This is a genomic window from Stenotrophomonas nitritireducens (genome assembly GCF_001700965.1).
Classification (GTDB): Bacteria; Pseudomonadota; Gammaproteobacteria; order Xanthomonadales; family Xanthomonadaceae; genus Stenotrophomonas; species Stenotrophomonas nitritireducens_A.
In genome coordinates this window covers 2743996-2758119 of sequence record NZ_CP016756.1, presented here as the reverse complement: position 1 = coordinate 2758119, position 14124 = coordinate 2743996, and the positions used below count along the sequence as shown (strand labels likewise).

Annotated in this window: 16 protein-coding genes; 6 read left to right on the top strand and 10 right to left on the bottom strand. The window is 65.0% G+C overall.

Annotated elements, in window-relative coordinates:
• Window positions 1-24: 24 nt before the first annotated feature.
• Both BCV67_RS11575 and BCV67_RS11570 read left to right on the top strand, forming a co-directional pair.
• Window positions 25-1236: an NAD(P)/FAD-dependent oxidoreductase gene (locus BCV67_RS11575; RefSeq protein WP_062170231.1), complete on the top strand. Its 1212-nt coding sequence runs from the start codon at window positions 25-27 to the stop codon at window positions 1234-1236.
• A gap of 107 nt (window positions 1237-1343) precedes the next feature.
• Window positions 1344-1796 (top strand): hypothetical protein, encoded by a 453-nt coding sequence (locus BCV67_RS11570; protein WP_062170233.1) that lies wholly within the window; start codon window positions 1344-1346, stop codon window positions 1794-1796.
• A gap of 22 nt (window positions 1797-1818) precedes the next feature.
• On the opposite strand, the gene BCV67_RS11565 is transcribed toward BCV67_RS11570, so the two are convergent.
• On the bottom strand, window positions 1819-2142 hold the full coding sequence (locus BCV67_RS11565) for a DUF6122 family protein (protein WP_062170235.1): 324 nt from the start codon (window positions 2140-2142) through the stop codon (window positions 1819-1821).
• 182 nt (window positions 2143-2324) lie between these two features.
• Between BCV67_RS11565 and BCV67_RS11560 the strand changes: the two genes are divergently transcribed.
• Entirely contained in the window at window positions 2325-2795 is a 471-nt protein-coding gene (locus BCV67_RS11560; protein ID WP_057626481.1) for a DUF1456 family protein, read from the top strand.
• Window positions 2796-2987: 192 nt separating this feature from the next.
• Here BCV67_RS11560 and BCV67_RS11555 read toward each other — a convergent pair whose 3' ends face one another.
• The 4 genes from BCV67_RS11555 to BCV67_RS11540 form a co-directional block, all read right to left on the bottom strand.
• Entirely contained in the window at window positions 2988-3443 is a 456-nt protein-coding gene (locus BCV67_RS11555; RefSeq protein WP_062170237.1) for a hypothetical protein, read from the bottom strand.
• 373 nt (window positions 3444-3816) lie between these two features.
• Window positions 3817-4392 carry an Ax21 family protein gene (locus BCV67_RS11550; protein WP_057626483.1) on the bottom strand — a complete coding sequence of 192 codons (576 nt, stop codon included), beginning with the start codon at window positions 4390-4392 and terminating at the stop codon, window positions 3817-3819.
• A gap of 210 nt (window positions 4393-4602) precedes the next feature.
• Complete coding sequence (gene cueR / locus BCV67_RS11545) at window positions 4603-5058, bottom strand: Cu(I)-responsive transcriptional regulator (RefSeq protein ID WP_062171846.1); 456 nt, start codon at window positions 5056-5058, stop codon at window positions 4603-4605.
• Window positions 5059-5082: 24 nt separating this feature from the next.
• Window positions 5083-7581: a heavy metal translocating P-type ATPase gene (locus BCV67_RS11540; RefSeq protein ID WP_062170239.1), complete on the bottom strand. Its 2499-nt coding sequence runs from the start codon at window positions 7579-7581 to the stop codon at window positions 5083-5085.
• Window positions 7582-7714: 133 nt separating this feature from the next.
• On the opposite strand from BCV67_RS11540, the gene BCV67_RS11535 reads away from it, so the two are divergent.
• Window positions 7715-7903, top strand: a complete 189-nt coding sequence (locus tag BCV67_RS11535) for a heavy-metal-associated domain-containing protein (RefSeq protein WP_057626485.1) — start codon at window positions 7715-7717, stop codon at window positions 7901-7903.
• Between the two features lie 128 nt (window positions 7904-8031).
• Here BCV67_RS11535 and BCV67_RS11530 read toward each other — a convergent pair whose 3' ends face one another.
• On the bottom strand, window positions 8032-8433 hold the full coding sequence (locus BCV67_RS11530) for a hypothetical protein (RefSeq protein ID WP_062170241.1): 402 nt from the start codon (window positions 8431-8433) through the stop codon (window positions 8032-8034).
• A gap of 138 nt (window positions 8434-8571) precedes the next feature.
• Here BCV67_RS11530 and BCV67_RS11525 point away from each other — a divergent pair, with 138 nt between their 5' ends.
• Entirely contained in the window at window positions 8572-8961 is a 390-nt protein-coding gene (locus BCV67_RS11525; RefSeq protein ID WP_062170243.1) for a DUF6165 family protein, read from the top strand.
• Between the two features lie 443 nt (window positions 8962-9404).
• Here the strand turns inward: BCV67_RS11525 and BCV67_RS11520 are convergent, their stop codons facing one another.
• On the bottom strand, window positions 9405-10421 hold the full coding sequence (locus tag BCV67_RS11520) for a hypothetical protein (RefSeq protein ID WP_231732403.1): 1017 nt from the start codon (window positions 10419-10421) through the stop codon (window positions 9405-9407).
• A 647-nt stretch (window positions 10422-11068) separates the two neighbouring features.
• Here BCV67_RS11520 and BCV67_RS11515 point away from each other — a divergent pair.
• Window positions 11069-11428 (top strand): DUF1428 domain-containing protein, encoded by a 360-nt coding sequence (locus tag BCV67_RS11515; RefSeq protein ID WP_062170245.1) that lies wholly within the window; start codon window positions 11069-11071, stop codon window positions 11426-11428.
• An 81-nt stretch (window positions 11429-11509) separates the two neighbouring features.
• Here the strand turns inward: BCV67_RS11515 and BCV67_RS20120 are convergent, their stop codons facing one another.
• From BCV67_RS20120 to BCV67_RS11505, 3 genes are all read right to left on the bottom strand, one after another.
• Entirely contained in the window at window positions 11510-11650 is a 141-nt protein-coding gene (locus BCV67_RS20120) for a hypothetical protein (protein WP_156455881.1), read from the bottom strand.
• A 129-nt stretch (window positions 11651-11779) separates the two neighbouring features.
• Window positions 11780-12979, bottom strand: coding sequence for a hypothetical protein (locus tag BCV67_RS11510; RefSeq protein WP_062170247.1), 1200 nt, complete (start codon window positions 12977-12979; stop codon window positions 11780-11782).
• Window positions 12979-14058 carry an SPFH and helix-turn-helix domain-containing protein gene (locus tag BCV67_RS11505; RefSeq protein WP_062170249.1) on the bottom strand — a complete coding sequence of 360 codons (1080 nt, stop codon included), beginning with the start codon at window positions 14056-14058 and terminating at the stop codon, window positions 12979-12981. Before BCV67_RS11505 ends, BCV67_RS11510 begins: the two co-directional genes overlap by 1 nt.
• Between the last annotated feature and the right edge of the window lie 66 nt (window positions 14059-14124).

Here is a 14124-nt window from a genome sequence, read left to right as displayed (position 1 = left end):
GACTGCAACGGCGCGGAGGCCGGCATGGATTTGAAAAGTGGTTACCCGTTCTGGGCCATCAGGAACGGTTTGATGCAGGCGTTCCCGCCCTTGCAGCAGGACCTGCAATGCGAGGTAGCGGTGATCGGCGGCGGCATCACCGCCGCGCTGATCGCCGACCAGCTCGTGCAGCATGGCCATGAAGTGGCGGTCATCGAGCAACGCGATATCGGCTGGGGCTCCACCGCCGCCAGCACTGCCTTGCTGCAGTATGAAATCGACACGCCGTTGCGTGAGCTGGCCAAGCGCTATGGGCTGGACGCGGCGCTGCTGGCCTACCGTGCCTGCGCGCAGGCCATCAACGACCTGCGGGTACTGGCCACGCAGGTAGGCGAGGTCGACTTCCGCAGCGCGCAGAGCCTGTACTACGCCAGTCGGCGCCGCGACCTGCGCCCGTTGCTCGAGGAATTCGAGCTGCGCGCCAGGCACGGTTTCGCGGTGGACTGGCTCGATGCGCAAGGCGTTGCCGAGGACTATGGCTTCAGCGCGCCCGGCGCCATTCTGACCACCCCGGCAGCCAGCATGGACCCCTACCGCATGGCCTACCGCCTGCTGGACCGGGTGCAGGCGCAGGGCGGCCGTGTGCATGACCGCTGCCGCGTGAGTCATATCGAAAGCAGCGCGCGGCAGGTGCATCTGCGCACCACCGACGGCGTCAACATCCGCTGCCGGCACCTGGTCATCGCTGCCGGTTACGCCACCCAGCACTGGCTGCAGCAGCGTGTCGCACGCAACCGCAGCAGCTACGCCTTCGTCACCGATCCGCTGCCCACCGACACACTGGGGCCGTTGCGCGACACCATGATGTGGGAGACCGCCCGCCCCTATCTCTACCTGCGCAGCACCGCCGACGACCGCCTGTTGATCGGTGGCGAGGACGACGCCGTCGATCTGCCACTGCGGCGCGATGCACAGGTCGACCGAAAGGCGCGGCGCCTGGCCGACAAGGTCGGCAAATTGTTCCCGCAGCTGCCGATCCAACCCACCTTCGCCTGGGCCGGCACCTTTGCCGAAACCGAAGACGGCCTGCCGTTCTTCGGCGCGCATCCGCAATGGGGCCCGCGTGTGCAGTTCGCCATGGCGTACGGCGGCAACGGCATCACCTATTCGATGATCGGCGCCGGCCTGGTGCGTGCGGCAATCGAGCGCCGCCGGCATCCGCTGGCGCAGCTGTTTTCGTTCCAGCGGCTGGACTGAAGCCGCTGGCAGCGGAGGGGCAACCGACAGCCATCATTCAAATCATTTCTGGTAGCGTTCAGGCTGGCTCGCCATCACGGTGCGGCCCTGTACGGAGCGGTTGCACCATGATCCGAACCTTCCTATCCGCGCTACTGCTGCTGGCCCCGGCCATCGCCATGGCGCAGGACACCGCAACCGCACCGGGCGGCCTGGACCTGAGCGTGCCGCAGGCACCGCTGCGCTACCTGGGCGACACCGACTACAAGGGCGATGCACCGGGCACCTACTACGGTGACAAGAGCGGCCCCGCACCGCGCAAGGACCAGCCCGGCGCCCAGGTGATGGACGACAAACTGCAGGTGCACGGCGCGGTCAGCGCCGGCATGGGTTATTCCAAGGGCTACGGCAACAGCAACTGGCAGGCTGTGGACCTGAACCTGGGCAAGAACTACAACAACGATGAAGGCGAAAGCCGCCGCATCAACCTGAACATCCACATGAGCAAGAGCGAAGGCCCGGGCCCGTATGGATATGGCCCCGGTCCTGGCTTCGGCCCCGGCCCCTGGGGCGGCTGGTAAGCAAGCCCGAACCCGGCACCGCTCAGGTGCTGGCGCGCATCCACAGGCAATCCAGCGCATCCAGCGCGATATGCACCAGCAGCCCGATGCCGAACAGACGGGTCCGTTTGGGCAGGGTCAAACCCGCATACAGCACGATGGCCGGCGCGGTGTGCAGCGGATGGAAGCCGATGCTGCAACGGCCCGGCGCGTAGATCGGATCGGCCAGCAGGTGGTCCAGGTCGATCACCCAGCCCAACAACAGCAGCATCCAGGCCTTGCCGAACTGCGGCCGCCAGAACAACCAGGCCAGCAGCGCCGGCACCGCCACATGCAGGCACAGGTGCAGGATCGCGCGCAGGCTCATGGCCTGCCCGCCGGGCGCAACGGGGCAGCGGCCGCCAAGGCCGGCGCGGTGGGATCAGGGGCGGGAAGACGCATGCGGACCGTTCTGGCTGAACCAGCGCCGATTGTAGGCCGGGGCGGCGTGGGCACGGCGTTACACTATGCGCCCGCCGGCAGTTCCGCCGCGGTGGTTCCGGAGTGGCAATGATCAACAACGACGTACTGCGCAGCATCCGCTACATGCTCGACCTCAGCGACAGCATGGTGGTGGACACCATTCACTTGGCCGATCCCAGCTTCGAGGTGGACGCGGCACAGGTGCACGATTTCCTGCGCAAGGATGACGAGCCGTTGTTTGAAGCCTGCCCGGACGCGGTGTTGTCGCGCTTTCTGGATGGCCTGATCTACCACTACCGTGGCCGCGACGAATCGCAGCCGCAGCGCCCGCCGGAAAAGCGCATCACCAACAATATCGTGCTGAAGAAGCTGCGCGTGGCCTTTGAACTGAAGGACATGGACATGCATGCGATCTTCGAGGCGGCGGGCTTCCCGATGTCCAAGCCGGAGCTGTCGGCATTGTTCCGCCAGCCGGACCACAAGAATTACCGCGAATGCGGCGACCAGGCCCTGCGCAATTTCCTCAAGGGCCTGACCCAGCGCGTGCGCCCGGCGTAAGGCCTCGCTGCCACCGCTCCCCTGCTCTCTTGCCTTGTGGGAGCGGCGTAAGCCGCGAAACAACGAATCCTGCAGCCCGCAAAGGCTTGGCTTCGTCGGGGATAGTGTAGATCGCTGCTTCGAAAACAATTGTGGCTTCGCGGCTTACGCCGCTCCCACAAGATGATGGCTTGGGCGCGCTCCATCCGGCGCTTACAGAATCCGGTAAACGCGGGCCTTCGGCAGGTCTTCATCCACCTGCAGGAACCAGCGTCCGGCGATGCCGGGGATCACTTCGATTTCAGGCGACTGCAAGGTAGTGCGCAGGCGCATCTGGCCCTTGAGCACCTTCCACTGCTGGCCGTTGGCGAGCACGAACACGGTGCCCGGCTCCCAGCCTTCCACCGCGCCTTGTACCCGGCTGTGCACCGGGCCTTCCTCCAGGCCGATCTGCATGGGGGCAGGCGTGGGCGTGGCGGCAACGGCTGCAAGCGGCGCGGTTTCGCTGAGCATGCGATTGAGCAGCTGCAGCTGCTGCGCACTCAGGCCGACCTGCTGAAGCTGCTCCGCGCTCAGGCGCTGCTCCAGCGGCAGGTAGTCGCGCTGCTGGCTCCAGGCCAGCGGGGTGATCGACAGCAGGGTTACGGCAAGCAGCAGGCGGGTTTTCATGCTCAAGGTCCTTCCGGCCGATGCCGGTTGAGGCGCACTTTGCTGCAGTTTGGTTGCAGTGGCGTTACATGAAGCAGAGCAAGAGCTTCCCCTCACCCCAACCCCTCTCCCGCACGCGGGAGAGGGGCTCGGATCGCGTCGGCTGCTAGTGCATTAGCTCCTCTCCCATTTACGGGGTGAGAAGGGCTGCCCGCGAACCAAAGGTTCGCAGCCATTCGAACGCCCTTGCGCCAGCGCAAGGGCCGGGGCGCGGGGGTTGGGGTGAGGGGAAGCTCCTGGCTGGAAATTCAAAACCCAAAACCAACCCAAAAGAAAAGGCCCGGCATAAGCCGGGCCTTTCTTCGCTACATGACGCCAAAGCGCCTTGTACGTATTACCAGCTGAAGCGCGGACCCACGGTCCACTGCTTGTCACCGTTGTTGAACATCTTGATGTCGCCGTTGATGCCCCAGTTCTGGTTCAACTTCACCTGGCCACCAAGGCGGCCGTAGAAGTCACCTTCCGGGCTGATGCCGTGCTTCTTGCTGAAATCTTCGTAGCCAGCCATTGCATACACTTCGGCGTGCTTGCCGAAGGCGGTGCGGATACCGGCTTCAGCGCTGTAGCCGTTGAAATCCAGGCCCTGGGCAAACTTTTCGTCGTACTTTTCGTAAGCCACGCGAGCAACGAAGTCGGTGGTCGGGGCGATTTCCTTGTTGAAACCGGCACCGACGCGCCACTGGTCGACGTCAAGGTTGGTGTGCGAGATTTCCTGACGGGTGTATTCGCCAAAAGCGTGGAAATTCGGCAGGAAGGCGTAGGAACCCTTCACACCCCAACCTTCGGCCTTGCCGTCAGCCGAGGTCTTGGCGTAATCGGCTTCGGCATAGTTGTAGGACAGGCCGTCAGCAGCAGAAGCGGCGAACGGAAGGGCGGCAACCAGCGCCAGGGCAATCAACGAAGTCTTCATGGGGTACTACCTCTGCATTACTGAGCTTGATGGCACGACAACAAAGAGCTGTCTGCGTCCGGATGTAAGTTTTCCGTTAGCCGCCCCAACAAACCCTGAAACAGGCCCTGCAATAAAACGTCGATTTTTGGCGTCCATTCAGGCGATTTCTGGCACGCGCGGGGCGCGTGCACGTTGAATCGAATTCATTTAAGCAAATACACGCAATATTCAGCGTGAACGCTTGCCAGCGGCAACGCCGCCAAAGGTGGTCGGCAGCGCCGCGTCGTGCAGTGGCACGCCGGTCTCGATGTCGCGCAGGATCGGGCAATCCGGGCGCTCGTCGCCGGCGCAGCAGCTGGCCAGCGCCTGCACCGTCTGCACCATGTCCTGCAGCTCGGCGATGCGCTGCTGCAGCACCTGCACGTGCTCCAGCGCCATGCGCTTCACATCGGCGCTGTGCCGCGAGCGGTCGCGCCACAGCTCCAGCAGTTCACCGATGCGCTCCACGCTGAAGCCCATGTCGCGCGAACGCTTGATGAAGCCCAGGGTGTGGATGTCGCGTGGCGTATACACGCGGTAACCGGCATCGGTGCGAGCCACCGGCCCGATCAGGCCGGTGTCCTCGTAGTAGCGGATCATCTTGGCCGAGATGCCGGTGGCCTTGGCGGCCTGGCCGATGTTCATGCCTTCATCCATCATCATCGCTCCTCACGCCTCGCTCTGTGGTGCACGGAAACGCTTCAACCGCAGCGCATTGCCGAGCACGAATACCGACGACAAGGCCATCGCCCCGGCCGCGAACACCGGTGACAGCAGGATGCCCCAGACCGGATACAACACGCCGGCAGCAACCGGAATCAGCGCGGTGTTGTAGGCGAAGGCCCAGAACAGGTTCTGGCGGATATTACCCATCGTCGCCTTGCTCAGCGCGATGGCGTTGGGAACGCCCTGCAGGCTGCCTGACATCAGCACCACGTCAGCGGCCTCGATCGCCACATCGGTGCCGGTGCCGATCGCCATGCCGACATCGGCCTCGGCCAGTGCCGGCGCATCATTGATGCCGTCGCCGACATAGGCCAGCCGGCCATGCGCGGCCTTGAGCCGGCGCACCGCATCCACCTTGCCTTCCGGCAGCACTTCGGCCACCACTTCGTCGATGCCCAGCTGACGGGCGATGGCTTCGGCGGTGCGGCGGTTGTCGCCAGTGATCATCGCCACCTTCAGGCCCAGCGCATGCAGGCTGGCGATGGCGGCACGGGTGTCGTGCTTGATCGGATCGGAGACGGCGATGATCGCCGCCAGGCGGCCATCCAGCGCGGCATACAGCGGGCTCTTGCCCTCCTCGCCCAGCCGCTGCGCATCGGCGGCGAACACCGTCACGTCCAGGCCGAGTTGCTGCATGAAGCGGTCCGCGCCTACTTCCACGCGCACGCCGTCCACGTTCGCACGCACGCCATAACCGGTCACCGATTCGAACGCATCCACGGCCGGCAGCTGCAGGCCTTCCTGCTGCGCGGCAGTGACGATGGCGCGGGCAATCGGATGCTCGGAGCGGTCTTCCACCGCCGCCACGCGTGCCAGCACATCGCCGCGCTGGAAGCCTGCGGCCAGCTGCAGATCGGTCAATACCGGGCGGCCCTCGGTCAGGGTGCCGGTCTTGTCCACCGCCACCACCTGCGCTTCCTTCAACAGCTGCAGCGCCTCGCCCTTGCGGAACAGCACGCCCAGCTCGGCGCCACGGCCGGTACCGACCATGATCGAGGTTGGTGTCGCCAGGCCCATCGCACACGGGCAGGCAATGATCAGCACCGCCACCGCATTGACCAGGCCGAAGGTCAGCGCCGGATCCGGGCCGAACAGCAGCCACACCGCGAAAGTCAGCACCGCCAGCACCATCACGATCGGCACGAACCACAGGGTGATGCGATCGACCAGGGTCTGGATAGGCAGTTTGGCACTCTGCGCCTGTTCCACCAGGCGGATGATCTGCGCCAGCACCGTTGCCCCGCCTACTGCGGTGGCACGCACGCCGAGCGCACCGGTCTGGTTGACCGTGCCACCAATGACCGTGCTGCACGGCGCTTTCTGCACCGGCACCGGCTCGCCGCTGATCATCGATTCGTCGACGTAGCTTTCGCCGTCCACCACCTCGCCATCCACCGCGATGCGTTCGCCGGGGCGCACGTCGATCACGTCGCCACTGACGATCTGCGCCAACGGCAGTTCAACCACGCTGCCATCGCGGCGCACGCGCGCGGTCTTGGCCTGCAGCTTGAGCAGGCGCTTGATCGCCTCGGAAGTGCGGCCCTTGGCCTTGGCCTCCAGCACGCGGCCGAGCAGGATCAAGGTAACGATCACCGCCGCCGCTTCGTAGTACACGTTCACCGTGCCAGCCGGCAGCAGCCGCGGCAGGAAGGTGGCCACCAGCGAGTAGCCGTAGGCCGCCAAGGTGCCTACCGCCACCAGCGAGTTCATGTCCGGTGCGGCGCGCAGCAGCGCCGGAATGCCCTTCTGGTAGAAACGGCGGCCCGGGAAAACCAGGACCAGCGTGGTCAGCACGAATTGCAGCAGCCAGCTGTTCTGGGTGCCCAGGGTGGCGGCGATGTAGTGATGGAACGCCGGTACCAGGTGCGCGCCCATTTCCAGCAGGAACACCGGCAGGGTCAATGCCGCCGCCAGCCACAGGTCACGCTTGAGCACCCGCAGCTCCTCGGCATGCCGCTGCGCCTGCTGGTCCTCGTTGCTGCCGGCGCTGCCGACCACGCTGGCCGTGTAGCCGGCCTTGCTGATCGCCGCCAGCAGCGCCTCGGGCTCCGCACTACCCTGCACGCTGGCGCGCTCGGTGGCGAGGTTGACGCTGGCCGACTGCACGCCGGGCACCGCCTTCAGCGCGCGCTCGACACGGCCCACACAGGAAGCGCAGGTCATGCCTTCGATCAGCAGTTCCAGCGCCTGCGTGGCGGGCGCGCTGACCTCGTAGCCGGCCTTGTGGATGGCCTGCACCAGCGCCTCGCGCGGCACGTTGCCGTCGGCGTGCACGCTGGCCCGCTCGGTGGCCAGGTTGACGCTGGCCTGGGTGACGCCGGGGACGGCCTTGAGCGCACGCTCGACACGGCCCACGCAGGAAGCGCAGGTCATGCCTTCGATCGTCAGATCCACGCTGCCGGGGGCGGAACCCGGGCCGCCCGGGTGGGTACTGCTGCTCATCGGCACATCTCCATGTCAGGGTCTGGAGCCACCTTAAAGCTTCCAACGATGGGAGGGTCAAGCACGGATCGAGCGCTTGACCTTGCCATCATGGGAAGGTCCAAGGTGAGCACTCCCAACCGGAGAAACCCCCATGAAACTGCATATCGAAAGCATGACCTGTGGCGGCTGCGCACGCAGCGTGACCGCCGCGCTCAAGGCCGTGGACCCCACCGCGACGGTCGAGATCGACCTGCCCGGCAAGAATGTGAAGATCGAATCCAGCCAGCCGGTTGAAAGCTTCACCAAGGCCCTGGAAGAAGCCGGCTTCCCGCCGCGTTGATGCGTATCCGTGGGAGCGGCGTAAGCCGCGAAGCTGATGCCGCTTCCGTTCGCGGCTTTCCAGTACCGTCATGGATTGTCAGCTTCGCGGCTTATGCCGTTCCTACAACCCAACCGCCCACTACCGCGTCAGCGCGCGCGTTTCCAGACTTCACGCTCCACCCGGCGCTCGCCGTCCCAGCGCTCCAGCGTCCACACGTCACCTTCCAGCGTGTAGCGGAAGTGGTAGCTGCCACCATTTTCCAGCGGGTAGGACGCCATCAACGGCGTTTCCACGTACTGCCCGCCCTCACTGCGGTAGGTGCCTGAGCCACCGGCCCAGAACTTGCCGCCGCTGGTGGTGGTGAAGGCGAAGCGGCCATCGGCCAATACCTTGGTGCCGGCCAGCTGCTTGCTGGCGTAATCCACCAGCGCCCCTTCCGGGTTGATGAACTCCCCGGACTGCAGCTGCCAGGCACCTTGCAGGGCATCGGTACCCTGCGCGCTGGCCGCGCCCAGCAACAGTACCGCGGTGGCGAAAGAACGCAGCATCGGCAACTCCAGATCAGGTCGGGCCCGCATTGTGCGCACTGGCAAGCGATCAACGCCAATACCGGTGCATCGGCAACCTTTGCCGGCGCCAGCGCGGCGCTATCATTGCCGCCATTACAGGAACCCACGGCGGCCCCCATGCAGACCCTCCTCACCCCGGTATCGATTGGCGAGTTGATCGACAAGATCACCATCCTCGAAATCAAGGCCGAGCGCATCCGCGACACCGCCAAGCTGGCCAATATCCGTACCGAGCTGCAGGGCCTGTGGCCGTTGTGGCTGGCGCAACAGGAGGCACGTCCTTCGCTGGGCGCGCTCAAGGACCAGCTCAAGGCCATCAACGAACGCATGTGGGAAATCCAGGACCGGCTGCGCGAGAAGGAAGCCGCGCAGGATTTCGGTGCGGAGTTCATCACCCTGGCGCGTGGCGTGTACGGCACCAATGGTGAGCGCATCGTGGTGAAGAACGAGATCAACCGCGTAGCCGGCTCGGCGCTGGTGGAAGAAAAGCAGTACCAGGGCGAGTAAGCCGCTCGGCGCCCGCCCCACCTGTAGAGCCGAGCCATACTCGGCTGGGGCTTTACCGGTGACGCTCCTGCCGAGCATGGCTCGGCTCTACATTTGGCATTGCCGGTGACGCTCCCGCCGAGCATGGCTCGGCACTACGCCCCATCCCTTTCGCGCAGCGAAGGGGGTGAAGAAGGCCTGCTTGCGCGCCACTGGCGCGCGGCCTGATGAACGACCTAAGGCTATGCCTTCGAGCCGGACGGGTTGGGGAGGGGTGCTCTTGGCGGCAAACACAAAGCCCCAAGCAAACGCCAACCCCCTCCCAACCTCCCCCTTGGCTGCGCCAAAGGGGAGGAGCAAGGCGAGTAGCCGCCCCTGTTTGCATAGCGAAGAAAGGCCCCCTCCCTTTCGCGCAGCGAAGGGGAGGGTTGGGGAGGGTTGCTTTTGCTATTCCCGCAACGCGATCAAAACGCCAGCTGCGCCCACAGACCGGCTTCGTGGCTTTCCTTGCGCGCGGTGGCCGTTTCCTGGGTGACCTGCTTGCCGACTGCGGCCAGGCGCAGGTACTTGTTCGGCTTCCACTCCACACCGACCAGGTGATAACGCTCGCGGTTCAGCGGATTGATATCCAGGCTCATCCGGGTTTCCTCGTGACGGGTGAACACGGCGTACTGCGGGCTCAACTGATAGCTGCCCCACACCGACCAACCACGCTGGTCGTCACTGCCAGGCTTGACCACGCGGGTCCAATCCTCAGCATAGAAGTACTGCGCACCCATCCGGCCGCGCTCGCCAACCCAGCTGGCCATCGCATTCCAGCGCTGTGCGGTGTGCTCGCGTGGCATGTCACCGGAATCCAGTGCGCGGGTGCCGCGGTAGCCGCCCAGCGCCAACTCCACGCCCTTGGCCGCTGCCCAGCCAACCCGCACCTCGACATCGGGGTGATCGCCCAGACGCGGCTTCTGGTAGCCACCACCGGTGACCACCGAGGCGGCGTACGTGAAATCACCACGCGTGTACTGGCCATGCACGCCGTAATCAGCCGCATTGCCCATCTTGCTGCGGGTGATCAGCGCACCATCGACATAGCGGTAACCATCACGTGCCGACTCCTGCTGGATCCACGGCAGCGGCGCATTGCCGAAACGCAGCCAGGTGCCCTTGCCAAAACTGCGCTGCAGGTAGGCGTGGCGCAGCCATACGTCGGTGGGGTCACTGTTGCGCAGCCATTGCACGTCGGTGGTGACCTGTGCCGACCACTGCTGGTTGAAACGATGATCCACGGTGATGAAGGTGCGCTTGAGCTCCATCGCCAGGCCTTCATCGTCGCTGTCCACGCCATCGCGATCCAACTGACTGGCGTTGACGAAGATCTGCGCCGATACCTTGGTGGCCGGTGCGGAATCCTGGGCCCAGGCCATGGTCGGCAGGCACAGCACGGCCAGCGCGGTAGCCAGGGTATTGCGGGAAACAAACTGCATTACAACTCTCCTGATGCCAGCCGCAGCTGGCGTTATGCGGTCAATCGCGTACCTGCAGGGACACTGTCGGCGGAGCAGGGATCGGCCCTGCCGGCAACACCCGGCTGCGGTTGCGGGGAAGCAAGCACCACCTCCAGCGCCTCCTGCCGACAACCGCATGATGACGGCATCTGCGGCTGCAGGACGGGACGTGTTTCAACATGAAAGCCGTTCTGGAGCAGCGCGGTGGGGTGCCGGGGCTGCTGTTGACGAGGCATCCCCCCATAGCGGCGGCGATCGGCATTCATTGAACGCGATGCTCGCCCGGCCCGCCCCCTTGCCGGCATGCCAACCGGCGCGTGTACCCGCCACTTCACGGTCACGGGCCGCTGCGGCGCCGCCAAGGCGCGTTCATATTCCGGGGCCTGAGCGTTGCGCTGCCGTCCGAAACCTTTGCGCCACACCGGACGCGTGAACCCCGCCGGGCCGCGCCCTTGCTGCGGCACAGGCCGGTGTAAGCACGTCGCACGAACCCGACGGCGAATGACATCCGCACCGGCGCGGTTTTGCACGGTTGCAACATTGCCGGGCGCACAATCAAGCCGACGCCCACTCCGCCGTTGCCACCCAAGGCGGCCGCCCTGGCCGCTGCTCCCGCGAGGTTCGCCATGTCCTATGTCGATGGTTTCCTGGCCGCCGTGCCACTGGCCAACAAGGCCAAATTCATCCAGCACGCACACATTGCCGATGCACTGTTCATCGAATTCGGAGCGCTGCGCGTCACCGAATGCTGGTCCGATGACGTGCCACATGGAACGCTGACCGACTTCCATCGCGCCGTACAGGCCAAGGACGATGAAGCCGTGGTGTTTTCGTGGATAGAGTGGCCGGACAAGGCCACCCGCGATGCCGGCATGCGCAGGATGATGGAAGACCCACGCATGGACCCAGCCACCAATCCCATGCCCTTCGATGGCAAGCGCCTGGTCTACGGTGGGTTCCTGCCGGTGGTGCACCTGGGCGAGTAATCGCCCAGCCCGGCGCATGGCGCGGGCAATGAAAAGGCCAGGACGTTGCCTGGCCTTGTCGGATCTGTTGTGTGGCTGCGCTCAGCTGTCGCTGCGCGCCATCTGCGGCGCCTGCAGCATTACCGTTTTCATCGAAAGGCATTCCGGGCATACCCGTTCCAGCACTTTGATCACCGGCGCGTAGACCGCCTTGCACTTGTTGCACTGGACGCGTCCAGCCATGTTGGCTTCCATAAGCCTCCCTCTTGTTGCATTCCAATGCTCCTATATGGTGCTGAAACCCTGCATTTCAAGCGCTGAGGCTGAAGCCAACGCGGCGCGGTGCCGCATCGGGCAGGCAACTTCGCCTGGTCAGCGCCCGCCGCCAAGCACCAACAGCATAAGCAGCAGTCCCAGCACAGCGCCCAGCACCGTGAAGAAAATCTTCCACGCGCTGTAAGGGCGCTCACCGGCCAGTGCACCGGTATAGCCATTGGCCAGCACCTGGTAGCTGCGCGCGCCATAGGTGTAACTGACCAGCCACACCGGCACCAGGATGTGCTTGAAGGTACGCTTGCTGTAAGTGGCCTGCACCTGCAGGTTGCGCTGGGTATCGCCGGGCACCTGTTCGGAACACAGGTAGCGGGTCTGCTCCTGCATGCGCTCCTGGCCCTGCTGCGCCGCCTGGCGCAGGTCCACCTGGTAGCGCTCCACCGTCCAGCCACGTACGAACTCCGGCGTATATGGTTTCAGGTCAGTGTTGGTCGGGAACCGGCCGATCTTGGCCAGCAGCTCCGGATGCACACCTACCGTGCCCGGCACCAGCTCGTCGTCGAAGAAGTGCTGCAGCGAACCGGAGGCCGGCACCCAACGCGTGCGCCGCTCCTGCCGGGTCTGGGTATTGCCCTTGGAATCGCGGTAGCTGACGGTGACGTAGTAGTAATGCCCGGCCTCGGCGGTCCAGCGCGCGGACACCTGCGCATCGAACGTCCAGTACGGCAGGTACATGCCCTTGAGCGTATCGGTCAGCGCCGCGCGCTTGAGCTTGCTTGGCGCGAACCAACGCGTGCCGTACCACTGGCGGATGATGTCGCGCACCTGGCCGTCGCTGATCTTGAACGGCAGCACGCTCTGCGGGGTGATCGCATCGCCCAGCGATTCATGCGCGATGATCGAGGGCGAACCGCAGAATTCGCAGCGGTCGGCCACCCTGCCATCGACAAACACCGAGATCGCATGGCAGCTCCGGCATTGCACCTCGCGCGGTTGCCCGCCATAGCCACGCTGCTCGGCCGGGGTGGCGGCCATGCTCTGCAGCATGCCGGCCACACCGCCCTGCTGCAGTGGCGGCAGCGGCGGCGGCATGGCCGCCTGTGCATCCATCCGCGCCAAAGCCTCCAGCAGGTCCAGCTCGACCACGCCGGCACTGCCATCGCCCACCCCCTCGGCCGCCTCCGACAGCGGCACGATGGTGCCGCAGTAGGGGCAGGCCAAGGCCTGTTTGGCGGCATTCCACTGCAGATCCCCGCCGCATTCCGGGCAGGGATGTTTGCCAACTGTTGCGTTGTTCATCAGCCGCGCAGGAACTCTTCTAGTGCGGAACGGGCAATACGGGTGGCATTGCCGATCTTGCGTGCCTTCAGGTCACCGGCGGCAATCGACGCCATCACGTCTTCCACCGACACCGACAGCGCCTGCGCGGCCTGTTCCGGGGTCAGCACATCCAGCAGCGGTGCATCGCCGCCAGCCGGCGGCAGCGGCGGCGGTACTGCCGCACCCGGCACCCCCGGCGCGCCGCTCTGCATATTGCGCATCATTTCCTGGGCCATGCCAAAGCCCATCGCCATCTGTGCCGGCACCGCGGCGGCGGCAGCACCTTCGCCGCCTTCGCCCATGCCATGGCCCATCTGGTATTTGACGTAGTCGTTGAGATTGCCGATCACGCCCATGCTGGAGCGCTTGTCGATGGCCTGTTCCACTTCCGGCGGCACCGACACGTTTTCCAGGATGAAGCTGGTGATCTCGATGCCGTACTTGCCGGACATGGCCGGGTTGATCAGCGGCAGCAGCGCCTCACCCAGCTCGGAGTAGCGCGAGGCCACGTCCAGCGCCGGTACACCGGCCTTGGCCAGCGCCTCGGTAAACACGCTGACGATGCGCGAACGCATGGTGTCGGCGAACTCGTCCAGACGGAAATTCTGGTCGGTGCCGGCCACTTCCTTGAGGAATTTGGGCGGATCGACGATGCGGAAATCGTAGGTGCCGAACGCACGCAGGCGGACCACGCCGAAATCGGCGTCGCGCATCATCACCGGGTTTGCGGTACCCCACTTGTTGCCGGTGAACAGGCGCGTGTTGAGGTAGTAGACATCGCACTTGAACGGCGATTCAAAGCCGTACTTCCAGCCCAGGATGGTGGACAGCACCGGGATGTTCTGGGTGCTCAGCGTGTGCTTGCCCGGCCCAAACAGGTCGGCGTACTGGCCGGCAGCAACAAACTGCACCATCTGCGATTCGCGCACGATCAGCTGCGCGCCGTTCTTGATCTGGCGGTCCTCGTCGGGCCACCGGTAGGACAGCGTGTCCCGCGAGTCATCGGTCCATTCGATGATCTCGATCAGTTCCTTCTTGATGAAGTCCAGAATGCTCATGCTCACTCCCCGCTCGACAAGACCGTGATTCTACGGCGGGATTGTTAACAGCGCGCGTGACGCCAT

Coding starts and splice junctions, on each gene's coding strand:
- BCV67_RS11570 (WP_062170233.1), top strand. CDS start 1,344: ATGATCCGAACCTTCCTATCCGCGCTACTGCTGCTGGCCCCGGCCATC.
- BCV67_RS11510 (WP_062170247.1), bottom strand. CDS start 12,979: ATGAACAACGCAACAGTTGGCAAACATCCCTGCCCGGAATGCGGCGGG.
- BCV67_RS20120 (WP_156455881.1), bottom strand. CDS start 11,650: ATGGCTGGACGCGTCCAGTGCAACAAGTGCAAGGCGGTCTACGCGCCG.
- BCV67_RS11575 (WP_062170231.1), top strand. CDS start 25: ATGGATTTGAAAAGTGGTTACCCGTTCTGGGCCATCAGGAACGGTTTG.
- BCV67_RS11525 (WP_062170243.1), top strand. CDS start 8,572: ATGCAGACCCTCCTCACCCCGGTATCGATTGGCGAGTTGATCGACAAG.
- cueR (WP_062171846.1), bottom strand. CDS start 5,058: ATGAACATCGGCCAGGCCGCCAAGGCCACCGGCATCTCGGCCAAGATG.
- BCV67_RS11565 (WP_062170235.1), bottom strand. CDS start 2,142: ATGAGCCTGCGCGCGATCCTGCACCTGTGCCTGCATGTGGCGGTGCCG.
- BCV67_RS11560 (WP_057626481.1), top strand. CDS start 2,325: ATGATCAACAACGACGTACTGCGCAGCATCCGCTACATGCTCGACCTC.
- BCV67_RS11540 (WP_062170239.1), bottom strand. CDS start 7,581: ATGAGCAGCAGTACCCACCCGGGCGGCCCGGGTTCCGCCCCCGGCAGC.
- BCV67_RS11520 (WP_231732403.1), bottom strand. CDS start 10,421: ATGCAGTTTGTTTCCCGCAATACCCTGGCTACCGCGCTGGCCGTGCTG.
- BCV67_RS11550 (WP_057626483.1), bottom strand. CDS start 4,392: ATGAAGACTTCGTTGATTGCCCTGGCGCTGGTTGCCGCCCTTCCGTTC.
- BCV67_RS11505 (WP_062170249.1), bottom strand. CDS start 14,058: ATGAGCATTCTGGACTTCATCAAGAAGGAACTGATCGAGATCATCGAA.
- BCV67_RS11555 (WP_062170237.1), bottom strand. CDS start 3,443: ATGAAAACCCGCCTGCTGCTTGCCGTAACCCTGCTGTCGATCACCCCG.
- BCV67_RS11530 (WP_062170241.1), bottom strand. CDS start 8,433: ATGCTGCGTTCTTTCGCCACCGCGGTACTGTTGCTGGGCGCGGCCAGC.
- BCV67_RS11535 (WP_057626485.1), top strand. CDS start 7,715: ATGAAACTGCATATCGAAAGCATGACCTGTGGCGGCTGCGCACGCAGC.
- BCV67_RS11515 (WP_062170245.1), top strand. CDS start 11,069: ATGTCCTATGTCGATGGTTTCCTGGCCGCCGTGCCACTGGCCAACAAG.